Origin of the sequence: Cellulomonas sp. KRMCY2, assembly GCF_000526515.1 — a bacterium.
In the GTDB taxonomy this organism is placed as follows: Bacteria; Actinomycetota; Actinomycetes; order Actinomycetales; family Cellulomonadaceae; genus Actinotalea.
The window spans coordinates 16,060-40,556 of sequence record NZ_JAGF01000001.1; the positions used below are offsets into that span (position 1 = coordinate 16,060).

Annotated in this window: 27 protein-coding genes; 10 read left to right on the top strand and 17 right to left on the bottom strand. The window is 70.0% G+C overall.

Annotated elements, in window-relative coordinates; genetic code table 11:
* Positions 1-146: 146 nt before the first annotated feature.
* The gene (locus K415_RS0100100; protein WP_024285094.1) at positions 147-803 is read right to left on the bottom strand and encodes a response regulator transcription factor; all 657 of its coding nucleotides are present in this window, start codon (positions 801-803) and stop codon (positions 147-149) included.
* Positions 800-1,951 (bottom strand): sensor histidine kinase, encoded by a 1,152-nt coding sequence (locus tag K415_RS0100105; RefSeq protein ID WP_024285095.1) that lies wholly within the window; start codon positions 1,949-1,951, stop codon positions 800-802. The genes K415_RS0100100 and K415_RS0100105 overlap by 4 nt, the downstream gene beginning before the upstream one ends.
* Positions 1,952-2,127: 176 nt before the next feature.
* Between K415_RS0100105 and K415_RS0100110 the strand changes: the two genes are divergently transcribed.
* Positions 2,128-2,928, top strand: a complete 801-nt coding sequence (locus K415_RS0100110; RefSeq protein WP_197024599.1) for a DUF4386 domain-containing protein — start codon at positions 2,128-2,130, stop codon at positions 2,926-2,928.
* 21 nt (positions 2,929-2,949) lie between these two features.
* On the opposite strand, the gene K415_RS0100115 is transcribed toward K415_RS0100110, so the two are convergent.
* Complete coding sequence (locus tag K415_RS0100115) at positions 2,950-3,426, bottom strand: nitroreductase/quinone reductase family protein (RefSeq protein ID WP_024285097.1); 477 nt, start codon at positions 3,424-3,426, stop codon at positions 2,950-2,952.
* A gap of 164 nt (positions 3,427-3,590) precedes the next feature.
* Between K415_RS0100115 and K415_RS23175 the strand changes: the two genes are divergently transcribed.
* Entirely contained in the window at positions 3,591-3,758 is a 168-nt protein-coding gene (locus tag K415_RS23175; RefSeq protein WP_197024601.1) for a hypothetical protein, read from the top strand.
* A 266-nt stretch (positions 3,759-4,024) separates the two neighbouring features.
* Positions 4,025-4,165, top strand: coding sequence for a hypothetical protein (locus K415_RS23705; protein ID WP_155859295.1), 141 nt, complete (start codon positions 4,025-4,027; stop codon positions 4,163-4,165).
* A gap of 29 nt (positions 4,166-4,194) precedes the next feature.
* Here the strand turns inward: K415_RS23705 and glf are convergent, their stop codons facing one another.
* Positions 4,195-5,337: a UDP-galactopyranose mutase gene (gene glf, locus K415_RS0100130; RefSeq protein WP_034660926.1), complete on the bottom strand. Its 1,143-nt coding sequence runs from the start codon at positions 5,335-5,337 to the stop codon at positions 4,195-4,197.
* 152 nt (positions 5,338-5,489) lie between these two features.
* On the opposite strand from glf, the gene K415_RS0100135 reads away from it, so the two are divergent.
* Positions 5,490-6,212 (top strand): LytTR family DNA-binding domain-containing protein, encoded by a 723-nt coding sequence (locus tag K415_RS0100135; RefSeq protein ID WP_231494788.1) that lies wholly within the window; start codon positions 5,490-5,492, stop codon positions 6,210-6,212.
* Positions 6,209-7,531: an ATP-binding protein gene (locus K415_RS0100140; protein ID WP_024285100.1), complete on the top strand. Its 1,323-nt coding sequence runs from the start codon at positions 6,209-6,211 to the stop codon at positions 7,529-7,531. The genes K415_RS0100135 and K415_RS0100140 overlap by 4 nt, the downstream gene beginning before the upstream one ends.
* Here K415_RS0100140 and K415_RS0100145 read toward each other — a convergent pair.
* From K415_RS0100145 to K415_RS0100180, 8 genes are all read right to left on the bottom strand, one after another.
* A complete protein-coding gene (locus tag K415_RS0100145) occupies positions 7,524-8,543 on the bottom strand; it encodes a glycosyltransferase family 2 protein (protein ID WP_024285101.1) in 1,020 nt (339 codons plus the stop codon). The two genes, K415_RS0100140 and K415_RS0100145, sit on opposite strands and share 8 nt — an antisense overlap.
* Before the next feature lie 14 nt (positions 8,544-8,557).
* Positions 8,558-9,214, bottom strand: a complete 657-nt coding sequence (locus K415_RS0100150) for a hypothetical protein (protein ID WP_024285102.1) — start codon at positions 9,212-9,214, stop codon at positions 8,558-8,560.
* 26 nt (positions 9,215-9,240) lie between these two features.
* Positions 9,241-11,649 (bottom strand): glycoside hydrolase family 3 C-terminal domain-containing protein, encoded by a 2,409-nt coding sequence (locus K415_RS0100155; RefSeq protein WP_024285103.1) that lies wholly within the window; start codon positions 11,647-11,649, stop codon positions 9,241-9,243.
* A 101-nt stretch (positions 11,650-11,750) separates the two neighbouring features.
* Positions 11,751-14,756, bottom strand: a complete 3,006-nt coding sequence (locus K415_RS0100160; protein ID WP_024285104.1) for a glycoside hydrolase family 3 C-terminal domain-containing protein — start codon at positions 14,754-14,756, stop codon at positions 11,751-11,753.
* 126 nt (positions 14,757-14,882) lie between these two features.
* Positions 14,883-15,293: a hypothetical protein gene (locus K415_RS0100165; RefSeq protein ID WP_024285105.1), complete on the bottom strand. Its 411-nt coding sequence runs from the start codon at positions 15,291-15,293 to the stop codon at positions 14,883-14,885.
* A gap of 140 nt (positions 15,294-15,433) precedes the next feature.
* The gene (locus tag K415_RS0100170) at positions 15,434-17,815 is read right to left on the bottom strand and encodes a glycoside hydrolase family 3 N-terminal domain-containing protein (RefSeq protein ID WP_024285106.1); all 2,382 of its coding nucleotides are present in this window, start codon (positions 17,813-17,815) and stop codon (positions 15,434-15,436) included.
* Positions 17,816-18,299: 484 nt separating this feature from the next.
* Positions 18,300-18,539, bottom strand: a complete 240-nt coding sequence (locus tag K415_RS0100175; protein WP_197024603.1) for a hypothetical protein — start codon at positions 18,537-18,539, stop codon at positions 18,300-18,302.
* On the bottom strand, positions 18,539-18,967 hold the full coding sequence (locus K415_RS0100180) for a hypothetical protein (protein WP_024285108.1): 429 nt from the start codon (positions 18,965-18,967) through the stop codon (positions 18,539-18,541). The genes K415_RS0100175 and K415_RS0100180 overlap by 1 nt, the downstream gene beginning before the upstream one ends.
* Positions 18,968-19,042: 75 nt before the next feature.
* On the opposite strand from K415_RS0100180, the gene K415_RS0100185 reads away from it, so the two are divergent.
* Entirely contained in the window at positions 19,043-19,549 is a 507-nt protein-coding gene (locus K415_RS0100185) for a VanZ family protein (RefSeq protein WP_024285109.1), read from the top strand.
* A gap of 76 nt (positions 19,550-19,625) precedes the next feature.
* Here K415_RS0100185 and K415_RS0100190 read toward each other — a convergent pair whose 3' ends face one another.
* The 4 genes from K415_RS0100190 to K415_RS0100205 all read right to left on the bottom strand — a co-directional run bounded on the left by K415_RS0100190 (position 19,626) and on the right by K415_RS0100205 (position 22,207).
* Complete coding sequence (locus tag K415_RS0100190) at positions 19,626-20,096, bottom strand: YdeI/OmpD-associated family protein (RefSeq protein WP_024285110.1); 471 nt, start codon at positions 20,094-20,096, stop codon at positions 19,626-19,628.
* Positions 20,093-20,278 carry a hypothetical protein gene (locus K415_RS0100195; RefSeq protein WP_024285111.1) on the bottom strand — a complete coding sequence of 62 codons (186 nt, stop codon included), beginning with the start codon at positions 20,276-20,278 and terminating at the stop codon, positions 20,093-20,095. The genes K415_RS0100190 and K415_RS0100195 overlap by 4 nt, the downstream gene beginning before the upstream one ends.
* Positions 20,279-20,350: 72 nt before the next feature.
* Positions 20,351-20,959: a histidine phosphatase family protein gene (locus K415_RS0100200; protein WP_024285112.1), complete on the bottom strand. Its 609-nt coding sequence runs from the start codon at positions 20,957-20,959 to the stop codon at positions 20,351-20,353.
* A 9-nt stretch (positions 20,960-20,968) separates the two neighbouring features.
* Positions 20,969-22,207, bottom strand: a complete 1,239-nt coding sequence (locus tag K415_RS0100205; RefSeq protein ID WP_024285113.1) for a PEP/pyruvate-binding domain-containing protein — start codon at positions 22,205-22,207, stop codon at positions 20,969-20,971.
* A 58-nt stretch (positions 22,208-22,265) separates the two neighbouring features.
* On the opposite strand from K415_RS0100205, the gene K415_RS0100210 reads away from it, so the two are divergent.
* Both K415_RS0100210 and K415_RS0100215 read left to right on the top strand, forming a co-directional pair.
* A complete protein-coding gene (locus tag K415_RS0100210) occupies positions 22,266-22,661 on the top strand; it encodes a hypothetical protein (protein ID WP_024285114.1) in 396 nt (131 codons plus the stop codon).
* On the top strand, positions 22,661-23,293 hold the full coding sequence (locus K415_RS0100215) for a transcriptional regulator (protein ID WP_155859296.1): 633 nt from the start codon (positions 22,661-22,663) through the stop codon (positions 23,291-23,293). The genes K415_RS0100210 and K415_RS0100215 overlap by 1 nt, the downstream gene beginning before the upstream one ends.
* Before the next feature lie 32 nt (positions 23,294-23,325).
* On the opposite strand, the gene K415_RS0100220 is transcribed toward K415_RS0100215, so the two are convergent.
* Entirely contained in the window at positions 23,326-23,529 is a 204-nt protein-coding gene (locus tag K415_RS0100220) for a hypothetical protein (protein ID WP_024285116.1), read from the bottom strand.
* A gap of 178 nt (positions 23,530-23,707) precedes the next feature.
* Between K415_RS0100220 and K415_RS0100225 the strand changes: the two genes are divergently transcribed.
* Together K415_RS0100225 and K415_RS0100230 are read left to right on the top strand one after the other, a co-directional pair.
* On the top strand, positions 23,708-24,250 hold the full coding sequence (locus K415_RS0100225; protein WP_024285117.1) for a hypothetical protein: 543 nt from the start codon (positions 23,708-23,710) through the stop codon (positions 24,248-24,250).
* The gene (locus tag K415_RS0100230) at positions 24,250-24,483 is read left to right on the top strand and encodes a helix-turn-helix transcriptional regulator (RefSeq protein ID WP_024285118.1); all 234 of its coding nucleotides are present in this window, start codon (positions 24,250-24,252) and stop codon (positions 24,481-24,483) included. Before K415_RS0100225 ends, K415_RS0100230 begins: the two co-directional genes overlap by 1 nt.
* The last annotated feature ends 14 nt before the right edge of the window (positions 24,484-24,497 follow it).

Consider the following 24,497-nt stretch of genomic DNA (forward strand, 5'->3'; position numbering starts at 1 on the left):
CCGGCGGCAGCACGGGGATGTTCTTGAAGGTCAGCACCCCCTCGGCGAGGATGCCTTCCTCCAGAGGGCCGCCGACGCGATCCGCAGCTACCCGCAGGCCTGACTCCCGCCCGGCCCCGCACCCGGCCGACCGGCCCGCGCGAGACTCAGGTCGTGATGCGCTTCGTCTCGTAGGCCCACATGGCGATCTCGACCCGGTTCCTGGCGCCGAGCTTGCCCATCAGGCTGGCCAGGTGCGTCTTGACCGTGCTGAGGCTGATGTAGAGCTCGTCGGCGATCTCGGCGTTGGTCAGGCCCCGGGCCACCGTGCGCAGCACCTCCTCCTCCCGCGCAGTGAGCGGTTCGACAGGCTGAGCCGTTGGCTGCCCCGTCCGCAGGTTCGCGAAGGCCGCCAGCAGGCGGATCGTGATGTTCGGGGCGATGAGCGCCTCACCGTTGGCGGCCGCATGGATCGCCTGAGTGAGGAGCTCGGGTCCGGCGTCCTTGAGGAGGAAGCCGCGGGCCCCCGCCTTGAGGGCGCCGTGGACGTACTCGTCGAGGTCAAAGGTAGTGATGACCACGACCGCCATCGGGTCCTCGACGTCCGGGCCGGCGAGCGCCCGGGTGGCCTCGAGCCCGTTCATGTCAGGCATGCGGATGTCGAACAGGCACACGTCCGGTCGCAGCGCACGAGCGAGCGTGACCGCCTCGCGACCATCTCGCGCCTCTGCGATCACCTCGATCCCGGGCTGGGCATCGAGGATCATCCGGAGTCCGGACCGGACGATCTCATGGTCGTCGGCGATGAGCACCCGGATGGTCATCGGGCCGGTCCCCTCCGTGGAAGCACCGCGTCGACCGCCCAACCGCGGTCGGGGCCAGGACCGACCTGGATCGTGCCACCGAGGAGCGCCGCCCGTTCCGTCATGCCCACGATGCCGTAGCCGTCCCGAGGCCGAATGGTGGAGACCGCGTCTCCGTCGTCGCGGACGGTCAGCCGGATGGTGTCCCGCTCGCCGGCGACCAGGACGACGATCCGGCTGGCGTGCCGCGCGTGCCGCATCGCGTTGGTGATGGACTCCTGGGCGATGCGGTAGGTCGCGGCTCCGACCGATGGGCTGAGGTCCCCAAGGTCGCCGGACAGGTGCACCTCGACCAGGGGTTCGTCGCCCTGAGAGCGGGCGAGCCGCTCGATGTCGGCGACGCCGCGCTGGGGGGCGAGGTCGGCATCGTCGCGTTGGCGCAGAGCACCCACCATGGTCCGCATCTCGGCGAGAGTACGGGAGCCTTCCGCCTCGATGATCTCGAGAGCCTCGACCGCGGCACCGGGTCGCGACTCGGCGACCACGCGTCCCGCCTGCGCGCGGATCACCATCCCCGAGATGTGGTGCGCCACCGTGTCATGCAGCTCGCGCGCCAGCTGCTCGCGTTCCCGCAGTCTGACCTGGTCCATCGCGCGCAGCCGCGATGTCACCCGAAGTCGCGCCGAAGCCCCGAATACCGCCGGGAGCACGAGGATCACCAGACCGAAGACCTCGTCGCCGGCCTGGGCCTGGTCCAAGGCAGTGCTCACGCCATAGGTGGCCAGGACGATCGCGGACCCGGCAACCGCCTCACGACCGGACCCCCAACGGAACACCGCATAGGTGAGCAGCAACAGGTACACCATCGAGTAGAGGCCGACCCGTCCACCCGCGTGGCCGGCGAAGGAGGCGATGGCCACCACGATGGAGACACCAAAGGCGAGAGCGACCATCGCGAGGGGATGAGTACGCCGCCACAGCAGCGTGAACGCCAGCGCGACGGCCTCCACGACGCCCACGGGGAGCCAGAGGAGGTCCCGGCGCAGAAAGCTCTCGAAGATGGCCAGGGAGACGAACACCACGACAAGTGCCCAGTCCCGCCAGACGCGGACGGGCGGCTGCGGAGCTCGAGGTTCGGCCCACAGCGACCGGACCGCGTTTCCCGCCACGCCCCAAGCCTAGGGAAGGCGAGCCATCGCGCATCGGCCGAAAGACCGAGCTGCTCGCCGGTCCATCGGCCGAGCCATCGCCGGCCTCTGCGGCCGATGTGGGTCCGAGAGCGCCTCGCAACACTGAATCGGCGTCGGCGGTCGCGCTGATGCATTCACCAGATGGAGGACAACTGATGAGCTCGCAGAGACTGGATCACCTGGGGCGCCTGAGCGCCCGTAGCCCGTGGATGAGCGGCCAACGGAACGGACACCGTGTTCGAGAGCACAAGGCGGCTGCCACGACGGCCGGGATCCTGTACATCACCGGGACGGTGGCCGGTGTCCTCAGCATGGTCGTCAGCGCTCCGGTACGGAAGACAGTCGACCCGTTGGCCGCCGCGGCGGAGCACTCCGGTGCGGTCGTGACGACCGCACTGCTCGTGCTCGTCATGGGGCTGTCGCTCGCGTTCGTCCCCGTGGTGCTCTTCCCTTTGCTGCGCCGGGTGAACGAAGTGGCGGCGGTCGGCTACTTGATCGTTCGAGGAGCGGTCGAGACGGCCGGCTACGTCCTGAGCGCCATCGGCTTGCTGCTGCTCGTGCCACTGGGCGAGGTCATGTCGGCGGGACCGGGCACGGCGTCACCGGCAGGCGTGCGGCTGGGCAGCCTCGTGCTCGACTCCAGCGCGACCGGCGCCGTGCTCACGCTCGTGTTCTGCGCCGGTGCCGTCGTGTTCTACTCGCTGCTCTATCGGTCGCGCATCGTCCCCCGCTGGATCGCGTCGTGGGGTCTCGTGGCGATCGTGTTCTACGTGGCCGCCGACCTGCTCGCGATGTACTCGGTCATCGGCGCCGACTCCACCGAGCAGGTCGCGATGTTCATGCCCCTTGCCGTGCAGGAGATGGTGCTGGCGGTCTGGATGATCGCGCGTGGCTTCCGTCCGGTGGCTGTTTCGACCACGTCGGAGCTCCCAGAGCGCACGCTGGCCGGCGAGTAGCTGGATCATCCCCCGCCGGCCCTAAGCGGCCCCCTCGCGCGGTTCGAGGACGACCACGGGCGTCTCTGTCGCCCGCCGGGCGGCGAAGGCCTCGAGCTGCGGATCGACCGCGACCCAGCTCTGCCACAGCCGGTCATGCTGCTCACCGTCCGCCGCGTGCGCGCGCACCAGGCGCGGACGCTGGCCGGACAACTGAGCGACGGCATCGGGGTGGGCCTCGAGGTTGAGCCACCAAGAGGGATGCCCCTCGTCCCAGCCGTTCATCGCGAGAATGACGAGGTCCGGGCCGTCCTCGAGGTAGCCCAGGATGACGCTGCGCTCTTGCCCGGACTTCCGCCCGATCGTCGTCAGACGCAGGGCACCCCAGCCTCGCTTGTTCGACGTTGTCCACAGGAAGCGGCCGCCACTGAGTCGGTAGAGCGCTCGATGAGCGCGCCAGGCCGTGTGCACGAACCACGGCGGCGGGATCTTCGGCGATCCGGTACCCGCTGTGCTCATCGCCGATTCCTTCCAAAGGTGGCGTCACCCAGACACCCCACCGTATCGGCGCGGGGGGGCGAAGGCCGTCCTCCCTCGCGCTGGGGAGGGTGGCGGCCGTTCTTCAGCGCCTGGGCTCGCACATCCGCTCGATCGGCCAACGCCCTCGTGCCAATGTGGCTGACATGCGACAGGAAGACATCTGGGACGTGCACGCTGCTCGGACATACGACACGCCGGGCACCGGGATGTTCGCCGACGAGGTGCTGGAACCGACCGTTGACCGACGGGCCGCGTTCGCGGGTCGGGGCCGAGCCCTCGAGTTCGCCATCGGCAGCGGACGCGTGGTCTGACCCGCGGACACGCAGGGCCGTCCGTTGACGCGGGGGCCAACTTCTTGTGTTGTGGCGAGCATCCGGGAGCGGCGACGGGCCGATGGGACGCGCTCGTTCGCGGTGCTCTGACGCGACCCGGACACCGGGCGCCAGACCTCGCTGACCCACGACGACGAGCGGGATGCCCGCGCGGCACGCGAGCTCATCGAGGCCGCCGCCGGGCGGGCCGACGAGGCCTCGCGGATCGCCGACTTTGGCGTCGGCCCGGGCCGACAGTCTCGGCGGTGACCCACCGGCAGGTGGCCGGGTGGGTGCGCGCGATGAAGAGGGGCCTCTCCCCCAAGACGATCGCCAACCTGCACGGGCTGCTGTCCGCGGCGATGACGACGGCCGTGCGTCTCGGGTACCGGGCCGACAACCCGTGACCCTAGCGGCAGTACGTGGCCACTCGGGGTCAGGGACGTCCAGCCAGCTGGTTGTCGACCAGCGTGAGCGCGGCGGCGATCGCCATGTGCATGTCCAGGTACTTGTACGTGCCGAGCCTCCCGCCGAAGTGCACCCCCGTCTCGCCGTCCGCCATCTCGCGGTAGGTCGCGAGCCGCTCCCGGTCGACCGGGGTGCCGATGGGGTAGTACGGCTCGTCCCCCGGATCCGCGAAGCGTGAGCGCTCGCGCATGATCACCGTCGCATCGGTAGCGTGCTCGCGCTCCGGGTGCAGGTGCCGGAACTCGTGGACCCTCGTGTACGGGACGTCCTCGTCGGCGAAGTTCATGACGGCGGTTCCCTGGTGGTCGCCGGTGGCCAGGGTCTCCTCCTCCAGGTCGAGCGTGCGCCAGCCGAGCCTGCCCGCGGCGTGGTCGAAGTACCCGTCCACCGGGCCGGTGAACACCACCGGGACCTGGCCGACGACAGCCCCGCGGTGGATCGGCTGGGAGGTGTCGAAGAAGTCGGTGCCGAGGCGCACGTCGATCCTCGGGTGGTCGACCATCCGCTCGAACCACGCGCAATACCCGTCGACCGGCAGGCCCTGGTAGGTGTCGTCGAAGTAGCGGTTGTCGTAGGTGAACCGGACGGGCAGGCGTGCGATGACCGACGCCGGGAGCAGCGTCGGATCGGTCTGCCACTGCTTGGCGGTGTACCCCCGGATGAACGCCTCGTACAGCGGCCGCCCCACCAGCGAGATGCCGCGCTCGTCGAGGTTGGTCGGCTCGTGCCCGCCGAGCTCGGCCGCCTGCTCGGCGATGAGAGCGCGCGCGGCGTCCGGCCCCATGGCGGCGCGAAAGAACTGGTTGATGGTCCCGAGGTTGATCGGCAGCGGGTACACCTCGCCGCGGTGCGTCGTCCACACCCTGTGCTGGTAGGAGGTGAACTCCGTGAAGCGATTGACGTACGCCCACACCCGCTCGTTCGACGTGTGGAACAGGTGCGAGCCGTACCGGTGCACCTCGATGCCCGTGGCCGGGTCGAACGAGCTGTAGGCATTGCCCCCGATCTCGGTCCGGCGGTCCACGATCACGACGTCCAGGCCACGGTCCGCCATGCGCTCGGCGACCGTCAGCCCGAACAGCCCGGCACCGACGACGACGATGTCGCTCACATCCACCTCCTGGGGCCGCGCCCGGTGCACGAGTGGTCGCGCGCCGGTCGAGCGACGCGCACAGGCCGTGGGTTCGACGGCGCCCTCGACGCCGTACCGTACTGCCCAGCACCGTACTGCTCAGCCCGGTGCCGAGGCCCGAGGAGTGAGCTGTGCCCCAGGTGATCCGCATCGGTGTCGTCGAGGACGACCCGGCCGCGACAGCCCAGATCCTCGCACACCTGCGCAGGTTCGAGACCGAGCACGACGTGACGTTCGCCGTCCGGACGTTTCCGGACGGGCGCGACGTCGTCGAGGGCTACCAGGCCGCATTCGACATCATCTTCCTCGACGTGGAGATGCCCCATCTCGACGGGCTCGAGGCCGCCCGGCACATCCGCACGCTGGACGCCGACGTGGTGCTCGTCTTCATCACCAACATGGCGCAGTACGCGATCAAGGGCTACCAGGTCGACGCCCTGAGCTTCCTGCTCAAGCCGGTGCCGTACTTCGCGTTCTCCCAGGAGCTCCGCCGCTCGATCGAGCGGACGCGTCGTTCCCAGGGCGACTGGATCATGCTCGCCGTCGGCACCGGCATGGCCCGGGTGGACCTCGCCGACATCGTCTACATCGAGAGCATCCGGCACCGGATCGTCGTCCACGGCGTCGATCGCACCTACGCCCTGACCGGGACGTTGAAGGCCTTCGACTCCCAGCTCGCGGACAAGGGCTTCTTTCGCAGCAACAACTGCTACCTGGTCAACCTGCGGCACGTGACCGGGGTGAACGCGACGAGCTCGGTCATGCTCGGCGGTGCGGAGCTCCAGGTCAGCCGACCGCGCCGCCGCGCCTTTCTCCAGGCGCTCACCGACCACGTGGGCGGACGCACACCGTGATCGAGGACGTGCTGCCCGACATCCCCCGGCTGTACACGGCCCTTGCCGAGTGGTCGGCGTGCATGGTCTACGTGCTGCTGATCCGCAAGCGACTGTCCCCCGCACGGCTGGCCCTCGCTGCCGGCCTCGGGCTCGGCGCCCTCGTCGCGGTGCAGCTGCTCGCTGGGACGCTGCCGATCGCCTTGTGGGTGGTCGGGATGGCTCTCGCGGTGGCCGCGATGTACCTGCTCATCGCCGTGTGCGCCGACGTCTCCGCCCTCAACGCCGGGTACTTCGTCGCGCGCGCCTTCGTGCTCGCCGAGCTCGTGGCGTCCCTCCAGTGGCAGCTCCACTCGTACTTCTTCGCCGCGCCCGCTGATCCCTCGCTCCAGCACGTGGCCCTGCTCATGATCGTGTACGGCGCTGCGTTCGCTGCCGCGTACGGCATCGAGCGGCGCCACTTCCCCGTCGACCAACCGTTCGACGTCGACGCTCGCGGCGTGCTCAGCGCCGCGGCGATCGCCGTGATCACCTTCCTGATCAGCAACATCAGCTTCCTGAGCACGAGCACGCCGTTCAGTGGGCGCCTCGGGCCGGAGATCTTCTACATCCGGACGCTGGTCGACCTCGCCGGGTACGTCGCGCTCTACGCCCAGCAGGGTCAGCGGCTCGAGCTGCGACGTGCCGCCGAGGTCGAGGCGATGGATCGCCTGCTGCACTCCCAGCACGAGCAGTACCTGCAGGCCAGGAACAACATCGACGTGGTCAACCGCAAGTACCACGACCTCAAGCACTACATCAACGCGATCCGGGCCGAGAGCAGCGCCGACGCGCGCGCGACCTACCTCGACCAGCTCGAGGACTCGATCCGGCCCTACGACACCCGGGTCGAGACCGGCAACATCGTGCTCGACACGATCCTGACCACCAAGAGCGCCGCCTGCGCCGACCTGGGGATCACCCTGACGTGCGTGGCCGACGGTGCGGCGCTGGACTTCATGTCGCCGATGGATGTCGCGGCGCTGGTCGGCAACGCGCTGGACAACGCCATCGAGGCGGCCGTCTCCCTGCCCGACCCCGAGCGCCGCCTGCTCCGGGTGGCGGTCCACCGCCAGGACTCGCTGGTCATGCTGCGCTTCGAGAACTACTACGAGGGCACCCTGACCTTCGAGGACGGCCTTCCACGGAGCACGAAGGACGCCGGCAGCCTGCACCACGGCTACGGGCTGCGGAACATCCGGCACGTGTCCGAGCAGTACGGCGGGACGCTGACGGTCCACGCCGAGGACGGCTGGTTCACTGTCCGGGTGCTGATCCCGGTGCCCGGCGCGCTCAGTTGAAGCCGACGCGCCACTGGGCCGCACGGTAGGCCGCGAGCGTCACCCTGCGTCCGTGCCGACCCGGGAGGTTGGTGATCTGCCCGAGGGCGCTGCGCCGCAGGCGACGGTGCAGCGGCGCGTCCTCCACACGGATTCCCCGCCACAAGGCTTCCTTGGCCGCCAGAGCCGCGTCCGTACCCGAGCGCAGCAGCAGCGTCGAGGACACCGCGCAGACGATCTCCAGGTAGTGCGTCATGTAGCGGTACGCCGGGTGCCCCGGCGGGACCGTGCGCGCGACGTGCTCCATCATCATCCGGTTGACCCGCAGCTGCTGGTCGAGCCGGCCGATCATCACCTGCTCGGCGACCGACTGACCGGCCCGCCCGATGGAGTACCGGTAGAGGTCGACGTCGAGGTAGTACATCCGTTGCACCGACGCGAGCGGCATGTACGCGAAGATGTTGTCCACGTAGAAGGTGTGCTCGGGCAGGCGGAGCTCGACCTCACGCAGCAGACCTGTCCGGTAGACGATCGAGTGCATGAGGAAGTACTGGGTCTTGCGGAGCCGGCGCACCTCGTCCCAGCCGAAGACCCGTCCACGAGGCAGCGCCCGGCGGAACCGGACGGCCCGCTTCGTGCCGCGCCCCTCCTTCTCGTACACGAAGTTGCTGAGCACCATGTCGACGCGCTCGTCGGCCGCCCCGAGCCGACGAAGGGTGGACACCAGCTCGGCGAAGGCCTCCACGTCGACCCAGTCGTCCGAGTCGACGACCTTGAAGTAGCGCCCCCTGGCGAGCTCCAGGCCCACGTTGATCGTCGATCCGTGCCCGCCGTTGGGCTTGTGCACCGCGCGCACCCTGCCGGGGAACCGGGCCTCGTACTCGTCGGCGACCTCGGCCGTGGCGTCGTGCGAGCCGTCATCCACGATGAGGACCTCGACCTCGGGACCGCCCCCCAGGAGCAGCGAGTCGACGCAGCGACGCATGTAGTCGGCCGAGTTGTAGCACGGCACGACGACGGACAAGGTGACCACCGGCCGAAGGGTACTCATCGGGGCAGCGCATCCGGGGTGACCTCGACCCCGGCCTGGCGGTCGCGCTGGTCGTCGTCCTGCCCCTCGGGCACCTGCTTGAAGATCACCTTGAAGATCGGGAAGAAGATCCAGAACGCGATCGCGCTGTTGATGATCATCGTGACGATGTCCGCGATCGTCTCACCCGTGCCACCCAGCCCCCAGGTGTCCATGAGCAGGTCGTAGATCGGTGCCTTGTAGAAGCCCTGGGCCGCCGCCGCGCCGAAGGTGATGAGGATGTAGGCGACGACGTACCACATCGCCGCCTTGCCCAACGAGTTGTTCGCCTTGAACGTGATGCTGCGCTGGGCGAAGAAGTTGATGATCTGCGCGATGCCGATGGTGACCTGGACGGCGAGGAAGTAGGCCAGGCCCCCTCCGCCGAGAGGGAGCTCCCCTGCCGGGTAGTCGAAGACGAAGTACTGCGAGCCGTCGACCTGCGTGCCCACCGCCAGCACCTGGAAGTCGGTGTCGACCAGCCCGGTCTGGTTGAAGAGACCCTTGAAGATCGGCATCAGCGCCAGCTGCAGCACGGTGACCCCGTTGCTGAGCAGGAAGAACATGAGGAACTGCGCGGTGCCGGGGCGCTTCTCCTCGAGCCGGCGCCAGGCCTGCGTGATGGGCTTGAACATCGTGGTCGTCGCTCTCGTGTGGGGGGCTAGCGGGCGGAGTTCGGGATACGGGCGAGCTCGGCGGCGAGCCGCCGCGTCGTGCGCCTGCCTCGGACGTAGCCCGCGATCAGCGCTCCGGTACCCCTGAGGAACCGGCCGTTGACGATCGTGACCATGGACGCGACCATCTCTGTGCTCACGACGCCGTTGGTCATCTTGGCCATGGCGCGGAACGGCATGTTGTAGAGGAAGAGCAGGTTGAGATCAGGCCTGCCCTTGCGCATCGAGCGCGAGATGAGTCCCCGGAGCACTCGCGCGGCGAGGCGGGCGAACGGGCTGCGCGCGCCGTGCATCGCGAGCAGCGGCGAGTTGACGCCCAAGGGGCCGGTCGACGCGGGCGCCGGCAGCCCGCGACCCAGCAGGGCGGTGAACTCGGCATCCGACACCTGCGTCACCGTCCCGCCCTGGTACGACGGCAGATCCCGGCGGTCCACCCTCGGCGCCCCCGCGAGCTGGTGCACGGCGGTCAGCGGCAGGTCGGCGACATGAGGCCCCACCGCGATCTCGACCGCACGGGACTCGACCTGCCACCGGCTCTGGTCGGCGTCGAAGTGACGGAAGGTGTAGCGGTCGAACGGGATGGTGACGACCGCCTTCTCCCCCGGCTCGAGCTGGACCTTGCGGAAGCCCTTGAGCTCCCGGGCCGGGCGGTGCACCCCGATCGGGAGCCGTCGGCCCACGTACAGCTGGGCCACCTCGGCTCCCGCGCGCTCACCCGTGTTCTGGACCGTGAACGTGGCGCCCGTGCCGTCGAGCGTGAGGTCGGCGTAGGCGAACGTCGTGTAGCCGAGGCCGAAGCCGAAGGGGAAGAGGGTCGCTGTGCCGGTGGACTCGGTGTAGCGGTAGCCGACGTAGAGGCCCTCGCGGTACTCGGCCGTCTCGTGCTCGCCCGGGAAGTAGCTGTGGCTGGAAGTGTCCTCGAGGCGGATGGGATACGTCTCGGCGAGCCGACCCGACGGGTTGACGGCACCGGTGAGCACGTTGACGGTCGCCTCGGCGCCCGCCTGCCCGCCGAGGTAGCCGTGGACCAGCGCGTCGACGTGCTCCAGCCACGGCATCTCGACCACCGAGCCTGCCGCCAGCACGACGACGACCCGGCCGGCGACCTTGCGCAGCGCTGCGAGCAGCGCGACCTGGTTGTCGGCCAGTCGCAGGTGGGTGCGGTCGTTGCCCTCGGACTCCCTCGTCTCGTCGAGGCCCAGGTAGACCAGGCTGACCTCGGCCGACGCCGCCGCATCGAGGGCCTCCGCGACCAGCGCGTCATCGACACCCCCCGTGCGCCGGAAGCCCTGCGCGTAGCGCACCATCTCCAGCGGCGAGGCGCCGATCGCCTCGAGCGCGGTCGTCAGGCGCGTCGGGTTGACCTGCGAGGAGCCCGCACCCTGGTAGCGCGGCGTCTCGGCGAAGTCCCCGATCACTGCGACCCGCGTACCGGCGGCGAGGGGCAGGGTCGCGTCGGCGTTCTTGAGCAGGACCTGGCTCGCCTCGGCGACCCGGCGGGCGAGCGCGTGATGGGCCTCGGCGTCGACGGCGCGGGTCAGCGACGGATCGATCCGCTCGACCAGGCCGCGCACCTCAGCGACGCGGGCGTCCAGCACGGCCTCGGTGAGTCGGCCCTGCTCGACCGCGGCGAGCAGCTGCCGGGCGGAGTCCAGACCGGGCGAGGGCATCTCCAGCGTCCCGCCGGCGCGGGCGGCCGCGACGGCGTCGTTGGACCCGCCCCAGTCGGAGACGACCGCACCGTCGAAGCCCCACTCGTCGCGCAGGATGTCCTGCAGCAGGTGGGCGTTCTCGTGCGCGTAGGTCCCGTTCACCTTGTTGTAGGCGGACATCAGGGCCTTGGGCTGGGCCTCACGAACGACGATCTCGAACGCGGTGAGGTAGATCTCACGCAGCGTGCGCTCGTCGAGCACGGAGTCGCTGGCCATCCGGCGCAGCTCCTGGCTGTTCGCCGCGAAGTGCTTGGGACAAGCTGACACGCCCTGCGACTGGATCCCGCGCACGTAGCCGGCGGCCATCATGCCCGAGAGGTAGGGGTCCTCGGAGAAGTACTCGAAGTTGCGTCCGCACAGCGGGCTGCGCTTGATGTTCAGGCCGGGCCCCAGGACGACGTCGACGCCCATGCTCACGGCCTCGGCGCCGAGCGCCTCGCCGACCTGGGCCGCGAGCTCGACGTCCCAGGAGTTGGCGACCGTCGCGGCCGTCGGGAAGCAGGTGGCCGGCACCGAGTCGTTGATCCCCAGGTGGTCGGAGGACCCGACCTGCTTGCGGATCCCGTGCGGGCCGTCGGAGAGGGTGAGCGAGCGGATGCCCAGGCGCGGCACCGCACGGGACTCCCACACGCTCGCGCCGCTGAGCAGCGCTGCCTTCTCGAGCAAGGTCAGCTCGTCGGACATGGGGTGCCTCTTCCTGTGCGGACGGTGGAGCGGGTCGGTGGACACCGGGATGTCGCGCCCGCACGTGCGGGCCTGACATCCCGGCTAGCCGGTCACGGTGACTAGTCGTTCGCCGTGGGCTGGTCCGCCGGGGCGAAGCGCGGTGTGGTGCCGACGACCGGGATGCCGGCTCGGTTGCGGCGCACCCGGCGCCACACCATGAAGCCGCCGAAGGCCACCAGGAGCCCGAGGACCACCGAGGTCACGATCTGGACGTACACCCAGACCGGTGGCGTGTAGGTGACCGTCGCGCCCGGGGCGAGCCCGTTCATGGCGTTGGAGTTGGTGACCGTGAACAGGATGTTGTGGGTCGCGTTCCGGATGTCGCTGACCGCCTTGGCCGACGTGGTGTCCCCGAAGGACTTCGACGGCTGGAACGTCAGGGTGAGGTCCGTCCCCGCGCTGATGCCCTGGTTCGGGTTCATGTAGGGGTACAGGTTGAAGTCGGAGATCGCGAAGCCCTCGAAGCCCCACTCCTCGCGGAGCACGTTCGTCATGAGCGGCGTCGAACCACCGGTCCACGTGGCGCCGATCCGGTTGAACGAGCTCATGACGCCGCCCGCCCCGATCGTCGTCTGCGAGATCGTGCCGTTCTCGTCCGACACGTACGAGACGTCCATGGAGATGCCCTTGACGGCCATCTCGAACGGCTTGAGGTACACCTCACGGATGGTCTGCTCGGTCGCCCAGGTGGCGATGCCGTTGTTGACGCGGTTCGTCTCCTGCTCGTTGAGCGCGAAGTGCTTGAGCATCGTGTAGACGCCCTTCTCCGCCGCCCCGTTGGCGACCGAGGTCAGCATCGAGCCCGAGAGGAACGGGTCCTCCGAGTAGTACTCGAAGTTGCGGCCGCCGAACGGGGACCGGTGCAGGTTGGCCGCCGGTGCGTACCAGCCGTTGATCCCCTTGTGCAGCGCCTCGTTCCCGAGCATCGCGCCCATCGCGGCGCCCAGGTCGGTGTCCCAGGTCTGCGCGATGAGGAACTGCGACGGGTAGGCCACGCCGTTGATCGAGGAGTTGATGAAGGAGGAGAAGCCCGCCGGCCCGTCCGGCTCCACCGTCTGCGGCTTGGCGATCGAGCCGATCGCGGCCGTCTGGTACGCGCCGTTGAGCAGCATGCCGGTCATGTCACCGACCGAGAGCGAGTCGAGCAGCTCGTCCCACTGCGGGTCGTCCTTCGGCAGGCCGCGCAGGTCGACGAGAGCCAGCTCCGACCGCGCGCCGGTCGTGGGCATCTCGCCCTCGAACGCCTCGGCCGCCGCGTCGGTGTCCCAGGCGGCGAACCCGTCCACGACGGCCTCGCTCGCGACGTAGAGATCCTGCGTGGGCGCCATCGGGAAGGTGCCGGCGAAGTCCGCTCGCGACATCGACAGGACCTTGCCCTCCGTCGGCTCGGAGCTGAACTGGGCCGAGACGTCGTCGAACTGGTTGGTGACCTCGGCCAGATCCGTCGATCGGTGGTCGTCGCCGGCGTAGACCACGTCGGAGTCGACCGTGTAGTCGATCGGCTCCGTGCCCGGGGCGACGGTGTGCGAGTCGGTGCGCAGGCTGATGGTGTAGTCGCCCGCCTCGAGGACGTACGCCTGGTTGACCAGGTGGTCGTAGGACGCCATGTCCTCGACGGCGAGGTCGATCGTCACTGTCTCGCTCGCGCCGGGCTCGAGCAGGCCGGTCTTGTCGAAGCCGCCGAGCACCACCTCGGCCTTCTCGATACCGCCGGCGGTGTACGGCGCGGCGTAGTACAGCTCGACGACGTCCTTGCCGGCGACGTCGCCGGTGTTGGTGACCTCGACCGTCACGGAGATGGCGCCGTCCACGTCACCGGCCTCGGTGCCGAGGACCTCCCAGGAGAAGTCCGTGTAGCCGAGCCCGTACCCGAACGGGTAGACGACGGCCTCGTCGTAGTCGATGAAGCCCTCGGCCGCCGCGGTCTCGTAGTACCGGTAGCCGAAGTAGATGCCCTCGGCATAGTTCACGAACGGCGCGTCGGACGTCACCGTCGCGTTGGAGGTCGCGCTCTCGACGGCCGAGACCGGGTAGGACGCCTCGATGTTGTCGTAGACGAACCCGCCGACGTTGACGAAGGTGGGGTCGGCCGTGAAGTCCGCGGCCCACAGGTCGGCGGTGCGACCCGACGGGTTCACGTCACCGGTCAGGATGCTCCCGAGCGCGTTGAAGCCCGTCGCGCCCGGAGAGCCGGCCAGCAGGATCGCGTCGATCTCGGGGTCGTCCTGGAGCAGGCCCATCTCGATGGTCGTCGAGGAGTTGACCACGACGACGACGGTCTCGAAGGAGGCCTTCGCCAGGGCGATGAGGTCCCGCTCGTCCTTGTTCAGCTCGAGCTGGTGCTGCCCGTCCTCGGCGTTCTCGTCCCAGTCCGTCATGTCCTGCGTGAGGTCGCCACCCTCACCACCCGGGCGACCGATGTAGACGACGGCGGCGTCGGGGTACTGCGCGAACGAGGCCGACTGCGCCTCGTACTCGCCGATGGGAAGCTCGCCGATGGTGTAGGTCGACGCCTCGGGGTTGTCCATCTCGATGTAGCCGCGCCGGTTCTCGTCCGCGAAGGCCTCGATAGCGGCGAAGACCTGGTCGTTGACCTCGAAGCCGGCGTTCTCGAGCCCACCGCGGGCGGTCACCGCGGAGTTGGTGTCGACCGAGCCGGAGCCGGAGCCGCCGAAGACCGGGTCAGCCGCCGCACGGCCGAGCATCGTGACCCGCGAGCTCGGAGCGAGGGGCAGCGCGCCCGCCTCGTTCTTCGCCAGGACGATGCCGGCACCGGCGATCTCCTCGACGAGACCCTTGGCCGCCTCGTCGACCTCGTCGATGCTCGCAAAGTCCGAGGAGTAGTACTCGGTGGCCCAGTCCGCGGACTCGTCCGTGTTCGTGAAGGTGTAGGTGCCGGATCCGAACTGGGACGCGACCCATCCGCCGGCGACGACGAGCGCCACGTTCGCGACGACGACCAGCACGGTCACCGTGGCGAGCACGGGGATCCAGATCGACAGGTACTTCTTGTTCGACATCGGCGTCTTCACGCGCTCGGCGCTCTTCTTCGGTCTGGCGTTCACTACATCTCTCCTTGAGTGCGGGCCGGCGATCAGGGATCAGGCGGGATCGGGATCGTTCGCCGCTGCTGCCTGATCAGTCGGTTCTGTGGCACGGACCGTCGCCGGCGCGAAGCTTCCCCGGGACGACTACTCGGAGACCTCGGTGATCGTGCCGTCCTGGTCGATCTTCCACGTCTGACCCGTGGCAGCCGACTCGGCGTCGATCGTGTACTCGCCGTCGGTGATCGTGATGGTCCCCTGCACGCGGGCGGCGGCATCCGAGGAGGAGTAGGGCACGACCAGCAGCCCGTACTTGACCGTCGGCGCCTCGACGTCGCTCGCCAGCATGATCTGGGCCCAGCTGTCGTCCTCGGCCAGCGCGTCGGCGACCGCCTGCCGGGCGTTCTCGAGGTCCTCCGCGACGTCGACGTCCACCTGGGTGCTCTCGGAGGAGCTCCCCGAGCCGCCGTCGTCGCTGGAGCACGCGGTGAGCCCGAAGGCACCGGTGACGGCGACCAGCAGCCCGAGGCCGGTGGTCAGCATCGTGTTCGTCTTCACATCTGCTCCTTCTGTGATCTGGCTGCGGGCCAACCCCGCGGCCGGTGGTGCGCACGGGTGGCGGTGAGATCCGCCGGTCCGGTGCCCGGGGTGGTGGCCGGCGGTGTGTGCCGCCGGCCACCACCTGGTGCTCGCGTCGGCTACTCCGCGATGGACCCCGCGTAGTTCAGGCCGAAGCCGAACGTCCAGTCGTTGCCGGCGGCGTCGACATAGGTCGTCATGTCCTGCCCGACGCCCTCCGACTGTGCCTCGACGGCGTCCATGTCGAGCGGGAAGCCGATCGGCAGTCGCCCCTGGGGCTCGTGCAGACCCGCCGCGACCGTGAGCGTCGCGAGGTCGCTCACGCCGAATCCGACCAGAACCGCGTCCGAAGCAGCCTCGAACTCGGCCGGGACGACCGGGTTGTTCGCCTTGACGACGGTGATCATCGGGATGTCCTTCCCGGAGGCCTCGATCGCAGCGACCGCACGCTCGAACGCGTGGATGTCCGCCTCGTTCGAGATCCGCGAGGTGTTGCCGAAGTAGGACCGGTTCTCCTTCGTGCCGTCCGCGAGGATGTCGCCACCGATCGAGGTCGTGCGCACGTTCGCGCCGTCAGCGGTGTACGGCGCCCACTGCAGCGACAGCGGGTACCACTGACCGGTCGCGGCGTCCTGGCCGGACGCGGTGAACGGGTTGCCGTTGTTCGGCGAGCGCAGGCCGACGAGCACCAGGTCGACGTCGGACAGGTCGGGGGCTGTCGCCGAGACGACCTTGCCCTCCGCGTCGAGCTCGACGGTGTCGGTGATGACGGTGCCGAAGATCTGCTCGGCCGCCTCGACGCTCAGCGACGGCCCCTCGGTGTAGGTCGCGGGGCCGAACAGGCTGGCCGCGCCCACGTCGTAGGTGTGCGGGATGTAGACGGTCTTGTCCGACCAGTCACCCTCCGCCGCCTCGGCGATCGTGCCGTCGTTCTTCACCATCACGACGGACTCGAGCTGGGCGTTGAAACCAGCCTCGATCTTGTCGGCCGAGCCGACCGTCGCCAGGGACTCCTCGAGGTCGACGTACGGCGTGTCGAACAGGCCGGGCGCGAAGTACATCGTGAGGATGCGGGTGCCGGACTCGGCCCACCGGGTGTCGGCGTCGACGTCGACGTTGCCGGCCTCGAACTCCGCCTGCCACATGTCGTAGGCCTCGAGGATGAACTCGGAGGTGTTGACGCCGCCGAACATGTCGATGCCGTTCTTCAGGACCGTGAAGTAGCGCTCCACGGGGGTCATGCTCTCGGCGCCCCACGCGGTGCCGAGGAAGGCGCCCTCGTCGGTCATGCCCGTCATGACGGCCCAGTCGGTGACGATCGCGCCCTCGAAGCCGATGTCCTCACGGATCATGCGCATGAGCTCGGTGTTGTACGCGGTGCCCACGACCTGGTCCCCGGCGACGGGGTTGCCGTCCTCGTCCAGCATGATCGAGTACGCGGTCATCATCGCGAGCGAGTCCGTCGCGGCGGCGAACACGGACGCGTGGTCGTCGAGACCCTCACCCGGGATCGCGTACTTGCCTACGTTGGTGTGCGACTCGCGGCCACCCTCGCCCGCACCGTCGCCCGGTGCGTGCTTGATGGTGGTGGGCACGCTGTCCTCGCCGAAGCCCAGGTTGGTGCCGTCCTCGTCGTAGGTGCCCTGGAAGCCCGTGACGTATGCGGCAGCCAGCTCGGCGGCCAGCTCGGGGTTCTCCCCGAGCGTGCCGGCCACGCGAAGCCAGCGCGGCTCGGTCGCGAGGTCGATCTGCGGGCTCAGGGCGTTCGAGATGCCCAGCGCGCGGTACTCGTCAGAGACGACGCGTCCGAACTCCTCGACCGTCTCCGGGGAGAAGGTCGCGGCGAGGCCCAGCACCGACGGCCAGAGCGAGACCCCCGCGCCGGTCTCGATGTAGGCGGAGCCCGACTGTGCCTCGGAGCGCGGGTCCGAGCTGAAGTTCGCCGGGATGTACGGCTCGTCCGCCGTGGCGATCGACTCGACGTACGCCTGCATCGCGTTGACCCAGGTGACGTTCTCCGTCACGTCGGAGCCGCCCGCGTTGAGCACGTTGCGCAGCTTGTCCGCGGACAGGTAGGTCTCCTGCGCGTCGGTGAGGCCGTCGGCCGGCGACCGCTCGTGCGAGCTGAACAGCATCAGCCCGGAGATCTGCTCGACGGTCAGCTGGGACGCGAGGTCGGCGGCGCGCGCCTCGTCCGACTCCCGCCAGTCCTCCCAGACGTCGAGCTCGGCATTGGCGTTCATGTCCTTGAACGCGTAGGTCGCGCCGTCGATGTCCTCCTCCAGCAGCGTGATGCCGCTGTCGACGCCGTACGACAGGGTCGCACCGTCACCGGGGTTGTCGACGACCATGAACGTGGTGGTGCCGTCGGTGACCTCGCGCTCGACGTAGCTGTCCGCCGTCGTGGGTTCGGGCGCCGGCGAGCTCGCCGTGCAGCCTGTCAGGGCGATGGCTGTGAGACCGGCGAGGGCCGCTGCTCCAGCGGTGGGCAGGCGCCTCATCGGCCCGCTCCCGGTGACGTCATCTGGTCAAGCTTCATCGCTCTCTCCTCATTGAGTGTCGGGGACCGATGACTGCCTCCGGACGACGAACGGACGAGGTGGTGTCACCTGTCCGCTCGTGCGTCCGGTCATGCCGTCACGACCCTGATCGGGGAGGCCGCTCGCCTCGGCTACGCCGTGGTGCGCGCCCTTGTCCGGGGTGCCTGCTTGCTGCTGGTTCGGAGCTCCCGACAGCGCGTCCGGCCAGTGCACCTGGGTGCTCGGGCACTTCAGCGGCTGGCTGGACGGTCGTTGTCGGGGCGCCGGTCCTGACTCAAGCAGCAGCAGGAACACCGGTGGTCGGGCGTGGCACAACCTGTCGGTCTGGGCGCACAACCTGCGTGTGCAGCGCCTTGCCGACGTGATCGCTTCATCGCGGTCTGGGGCCCGGTCGCCGTGGGGCCCCTCGCTGCCCTCGGCCCCGATCAGCGCTCGCCGCCCGTTGTCACCCGCTCCGCAGGGGGGCCGCCTTGAGCACGCCCAGCGCCGCGAGGCTGACCAGTGGGTTGCTGCGGAACCGGCCGGACGGGCCCCATTCGGCATAGCTGTGGCGGCTGACCACGCGATCGGCGACGGGAGCGTTCGGTACCTCCGGCGGGAAGCCGCCGTCGGGGAGCAGCTTGGACTCCAGCGGGGCCAGCGCATCGGCACATCGCGGGTCGCCGATCCGTCCCAGCTCAGCCATCACCTGCAGGGCGAACAGCACGTCGTAGAACTGGATGGGGTAGTGGATCCGGTCCGGATCGCGTTGCCGTCCATCGAGGCACAGTGGCGGACCCGGTCGTCCTGGCCCGGGTAGGTCACCGTCAGGGGCGGCTCCAGGAAGTGCTCGGAGAAGAACCAGTCGTGAACGCGGCGCACCAGCGACCGCAACGCCTCGTCGCCGGGCGGGTAGTCGATCAAGGCGAGGCAGGTCAACGTCCAGTGCGGGCCCCGCCACTTGCGGTAGGCATGGTGGAGGGTCTTCTCGTCCTGCTCGAAGACGCGCAACAACGCGCGTGCGATGGGTGAGCAGGGGATCCGCGCCCGCAGCGCCCGGACGTCAGCTGCCTCGGGTGACCTTCCCGCCAGGAGCTCAGCCGCTCCCTGGGCCGGCTCGGCCGATCGCTCCACTAGGCTTCCGGCTGGTTCGACTCCCCCACCTCCACTCCTGTGACCGACGCCGACGCGGTCGCATGAAGGGAAGCCATGATCAGCACGACCCTGGTCGTCCACCCGTGGCTGTCGCCGAGTGCGCTGGCCCTGCTCGTCGTGGTCGGGCCCTTCGTGGGCCGGTGGTTGACCGCTCGACGACCCCTGGCCCTGGCTCTGCTCGCTGTCGCACTGCTGCCCGTGGTCGCCCTCACCCTGGCACCCACCAGCCGGGAGGTAGACGAACGGTGCGAGCTGGCGTGGATGCTGCCGACACCGGGACGGGTCGAGCTGGCGGCCAACGTGGTGCTCTTCGTGGCCCCGGTGCTGCTGGCAGGGGTGCTGCTACGGCGTCCGCTCCTGGCTCTGGTCGCCGGCACCGGGCTGTCGGCCGCGATCGAGGTGATCCAAGCCCTCGCAACCGGGCTCGGGCGCTCCTGCTCCACCAACGACTGGTTGTCCAACACGATCGGCGCCCTCATCGGCGCGGCGTTGGCGTGGGCAGCGCTGCGCCTCGCACGCGAAGAGCCTTCTCGTGCCCGCCCGTCGCCGAGAGACGGATGACGACTGCCCCCGCACACGCGGTGTTCCCGGGGTTCACGCACCACATGGTCGGCTCCGCCGCGGCCCCGGGCGGTGCTCAACCGGCTGAGAGCTCGGCCAGCACCTTCTGCACCCTGCGGTCGCGCGTCTCGGCGGACTTGGCGCCTTCGACCGACAGCCCGTGCGCCCGCTGCTTGCTGTACGAGAGCCGGGCCCACGCCTCGGCGGCGGCAGGGTCACGGTGCAACGCCTCGGCGAGGGCAGCAGGGACCTCGACCACGCGCGGGGTGTCGTCGACGGCCAGCGTCACCTCGATCTCGTCGCCCGCGCCTCGGCCTGTCGCCGCCCGGGTCTCGGCGTTGAAGGACAGAAGGAGCTGCCCGCCCATCGACGCGATCGTGCTGCGGTAGGTGTAGCCGCCGTCGATCGTCACGATCACCGGGACGCGCTTGCCACGGCCGAAGCCCAGCACCACGTCCTCGGGCACGACGATGCCGACGTTGTTCCCGCCGCTCGCCCACAGGGTTGTGCGGAACGTTGCCGTGGGGGTGGGTTCAGCGGTGCTCATCTGCCTCCCCGATCCAGGGTCGATGCTGCGCTGACCGGCGAGCGGCGGCGCTTCCACTCCTCGACGACCACACCGCCGAGGCCGATGGCCATCGCGATGGCCGTCCACCAGAGGTCAAGGAGGATGGACGCAACTCCGATCACGACGAAGACGGCTGCGATGGCGACCTTGGAACCGCTCATGCGGTCATGGTCGCACGGAGGGTGGCCCTGCGGAGGCAGAAGCCGCACCCGCACCCGCACCCGCACATCGACTCAGGGTCTGATCGCCGTGGGGAACCCGGTCCAGCGCAGCTCGGCCGGCAGGTGGCTCATGTCGTTGAACATCACGAGCGTGGGCGGCAGGCCAGGGCGGTACTGGATCACCGTCAGGGCAGCGTTCGCGCTGTTCAAGCCGAGCCAGCGGGACGGCGGTGCGTCCAGCGCATGCCGCACCAGCCAGGCGATCGGGTAGGCATGCGTGACCAGGACCTCGTGCGTGTCGCTGCCCTGCGTGACGGGGTCCACCCCCCTCGCGAACCGGGCGACCAGGGCGTCCGCAGTCCTGCGGCCGGAGCCGGCCTCGGCGTCGTCGTAGCCGTCGAAGAAGCCGAGCCAGGACCGGGGTGTCTCGGCCGGAACGGGGACGTAGGGCACGTGGTCGACCAGCTCGGCGGCCTCTGCCACGGGCACGTCGGGCAGATGCCGCGCGAGCTCGTGCGCGCTGGCGCCGGCGCGCGGCAGGGGTGAGTGCCACACGGCGTCGACGGGGATGTGCGCAAGGCGCGCGCCCAGCAGGGCTGACTGCCGGCGACCGATGTCGGTGAGGTCCCCGAAGGCGTCGGCCGCGCCGTGGCGAGCAAGGTAGAGGTGTCGAGCTCCCATGGGCAGTCCTCACGCGTGCGTCGTGACCGTCCCGGCTGTGCCGTCGATCGTGATGGTGGCGGCGTCGTGCAGCGTCGTCGTCGCGTCCGGGATGCCGAGGACGGCGGGGATCCGGTGCTCACGGGCGACGATCGCGGCGTGCGAGAGCACCCCTCCGGTCTCGGTGACGACGCCGGCGGCGATGCGCAGCAGGGGCGTCCACCCCGGGTCGGTCCACGGGCAGACGAGGATGTCGCCCGGAACCACGCGGGCGAAGTCATCGGGGCCGCGCACGACCCGCGCGGTGCCGGTCGCGGTGCCGCGGCTGCCCGGTGTCCCCGTGAGCGTGGCGGGCGAGCCGCCTGGGGCGGACGGCGACCGTGGCGGTGGGAGTGCCGCGGTGATCGGCCGGGCCTGGAGGAGCCAGGTGCGGCCGTCGACGAACGCCCACTCGATGTCCTGCGCGCCGCCGAGCACGACAGCGACGCACTGCCCGAGCCTGGCGAGCCGCGCAGCAGTGGCGTCGTCGAGAGTCGGCCTGCCCCGGTCGGACGCCAGCACGTCACTGGTCACGAGCCGCGTCCCGTGCCGATCCAGGCGGGTCCCCTTGTCCGCGACGGTGCGGGTGACCGCCCCGTCCGCGGCGACGCGGTAGGCGTCCGGCGTGACCGTTCCCCCGACGACGCTGGGGCCGAGGCCCCAGGACGCCTCGATCTCCGTGACGTCGTCCGGACCACCTGATGTGAACATGACACCGGACACCTCGGCGTCCACCTGGCGCTGGACGAGGACCCCCATCACCGGCTCCTCAGCGGGCCGGCTGTCGGCCGAGGTCTCCCGGTAGGCGACCGCGCCCGGCGAGTACAGCGACGCCCAGCAGGTGCGGACCGCGTGGGCGACCTGGTCGACGCCCTGCACCGCGAGCACGCTCTCGTGCTGACCGGCCGCCGACGTGCGCACGGTGTCCTCGTTCCCTGCCCACGACCGCACGGCCACCGCCACATCGCCGAGCACCTCGAGCGCGCGTGCGACGGCATCGTGCAGGTCGCCGGGGAACGAGCGGGCCGCGATCGCCCGCCGAGCGGCGTCGACACCGCCCGGCTCACCGGTGAGCCGCCCCAGGTCCAGGTCGTGGACGACAGCGCGGTAGGCGGTGAACGGGATGACGAAGCCCTCAGGCACCGGCAACCCCGCCCGCAGCAGCGCGCCGAGCGCACCCGCCTTGCCCCCACACGTCCGGCCCACGGCGTCCACGAGCTGAACGAGCACCTCGACACCCCTCAATGGATCGTTGACAACGTTCTGTTGATTGTGCACGATCGGCGACATGAAGGACAAGGACGACGGCGCCCGGGCGGCCCACGCCGACCAGGCTCAGGCCCGGCACGAGGAGGATGCGCGTGAGCGTCTCCTGGACCTGGGAGCAGACCGGCTCGGTGACCGCCCATGGCGTCCCGCGCCCGTCCCGGCGTCGGCGGTGGACCTTGTGCAGCTCGCACTCCGGCGGTCCGCCGAGCTGGCTCCCGAGGACCTCCTCAGCGCACTCGCCCTGCTGCCGGCCGCGCGCGCCGAGGTCGAGGGACTCGAGGACGGCCTGCTGTTCGTCGCCCGCAGCGCGGGGCTGACCTGGGCTCAGATCGCGGCGGCCATGGGCTTCAACTCCCCGCAGGCCTGCCAGCAGCACTACACCCGGCTGACAGTCCGACGAGGGACGGACTCGTGATGCGGGACTCTGCGCCCGACCTGCTGGTGCTGCATGCCGTGCGCATCATCGGGTTCGCCGGCACACCCGTGATCGCCGGCCGCTTCGAGCTCGACGCGGCCGAGACCGACGAGATGCTGCGCGACGCCGAGGCGCGTGGCTGGGTGCGGCACGCGGCCTTCGCCGACCTCAGCGGCTGGTCGTTGACCGAGTCCGGCCGAGCCGAGAACGAGCGCCTGCTGGCGGCCGAGCTCGCTCGCGTCGGCGGAGCGGAGGAGGTGCGCGACGTCCATCGCGACTTCCTCCCGCTGAACGCCCGTCTGCAGCGGGCGTGCACCGACTGGCAGCTCCGGCCCACCTCCCACGACCGGCTCGCCACCAACGACCACTCCGATCCCGTGTGGGACGACGCCGTCCTCGACGAGCTGGCCGCCGTCGAGCACGGCCTCACCCCCCTCGCCGACCGGCTCGGCGGCGTCCTCACCCGCTTCCGCGGGTACGACACCCGGTTCACCGCGGCACGACGACGGACAGCAGCCGGGGAGGGCGGCTGGGTCGACCGCACCGACATCGACTCCTGCCATCGCGTCTGGTTCGAGCTCCACGAAGACCTCATCGCCACGCTCGGCCTCGACCGCGGCGCACATCCGTGACCCTGCGGAAGCCGACGGGCCCGGAGCGGTCGTCAGGTCCGGGCAGCGACCGACGGCGCAACCGGGCGTGGGCGCGTGAGAGAGACGAACGCGAGGACGGCCAGGGCGATCGAGATGATCATCGCCAGACCCATGGGAACGGCCGTCCCCTCGCCCGCGACACCGACCAGCGGCGCGACCACGGCCGAGCGCGTCGTCCCGACCATGCCCGTGTACTGACCGACCTCCCGGTGCATCGGCTGTTGACGGCAGTGCCGGCTCCACGGCGCGCATCCGTGACCTGCGGACGGCTTCGCCTCCGCGACAGCTGTGCCAGCTGCCGGCCACACGGCGCGCTGGTCAAAGATTCTTGACACGCCACCGCAGGGCCACTAGCGTCAGAGTGTCAAAGATCCTTAACACCCTGGAGCGATCATGCACGACACAGATCTCGTCCTTCCCGGCGACGACGAACCCGTCGCCATGACGATGAGCGAGCGCTCCGTCTGGGCCTACCTCGTCGCGGTGGTCGTCACGTCCGGGGTGTACCTCACGCTCATGCTCACGCGGCTGGCCGACGGGCCGGCCGGTGAGATCGCGTGGGTCGGGCCGATGTTGTGGACCATCGGCGCGTCGGTGCTCGGCTCGGTGGTCCTCACGATCGTCCTCACGATCACCGGGACCATCTCGGCAACAATCGCCCGCTCGATCGCCTCGGCCCGTACCGGCCGGCCTGGTCGACCGGCCGCGCCGGTGGTCGAGATCGACGCGGGCTCCGACGCGCGCGACAAGGACATCGACCTGGTCGGCGACCATGCGCTGGTCGGTGTGCTCGGCGCGGGCTTCGTCGGCGCGCTGGTGCTGGCGATGCTCGAGGCCGACACGTTCTGGATCGGCAACCTGCTCTTCGTGGTCGGCACGATCGGCGCGATCGTGGAGACCGCGACGAAGATCCGCCTCTACCGACGAGGCTTCTGATGGGCCCGAAGCCCACCAGCGTCACCAACCGGATCCGGGTCCTCCGAGCCGACGCCGGCGAGATGACCCAGGCAGAGCTCGCCCGGCGCATCGGTGTGACCCGCCAGACCGTCATCGCCATCGAGCACGGGCGCTACTCCCCCTCGCTCGAGCTGGCCTTCCAGATCGCGGAGGCCTTCGGGCGCCCGCTCGGTGACGTCTTCCAGTACGAGGCGCCCGGCACGCGCCCCTGAGGCAACACCTCACC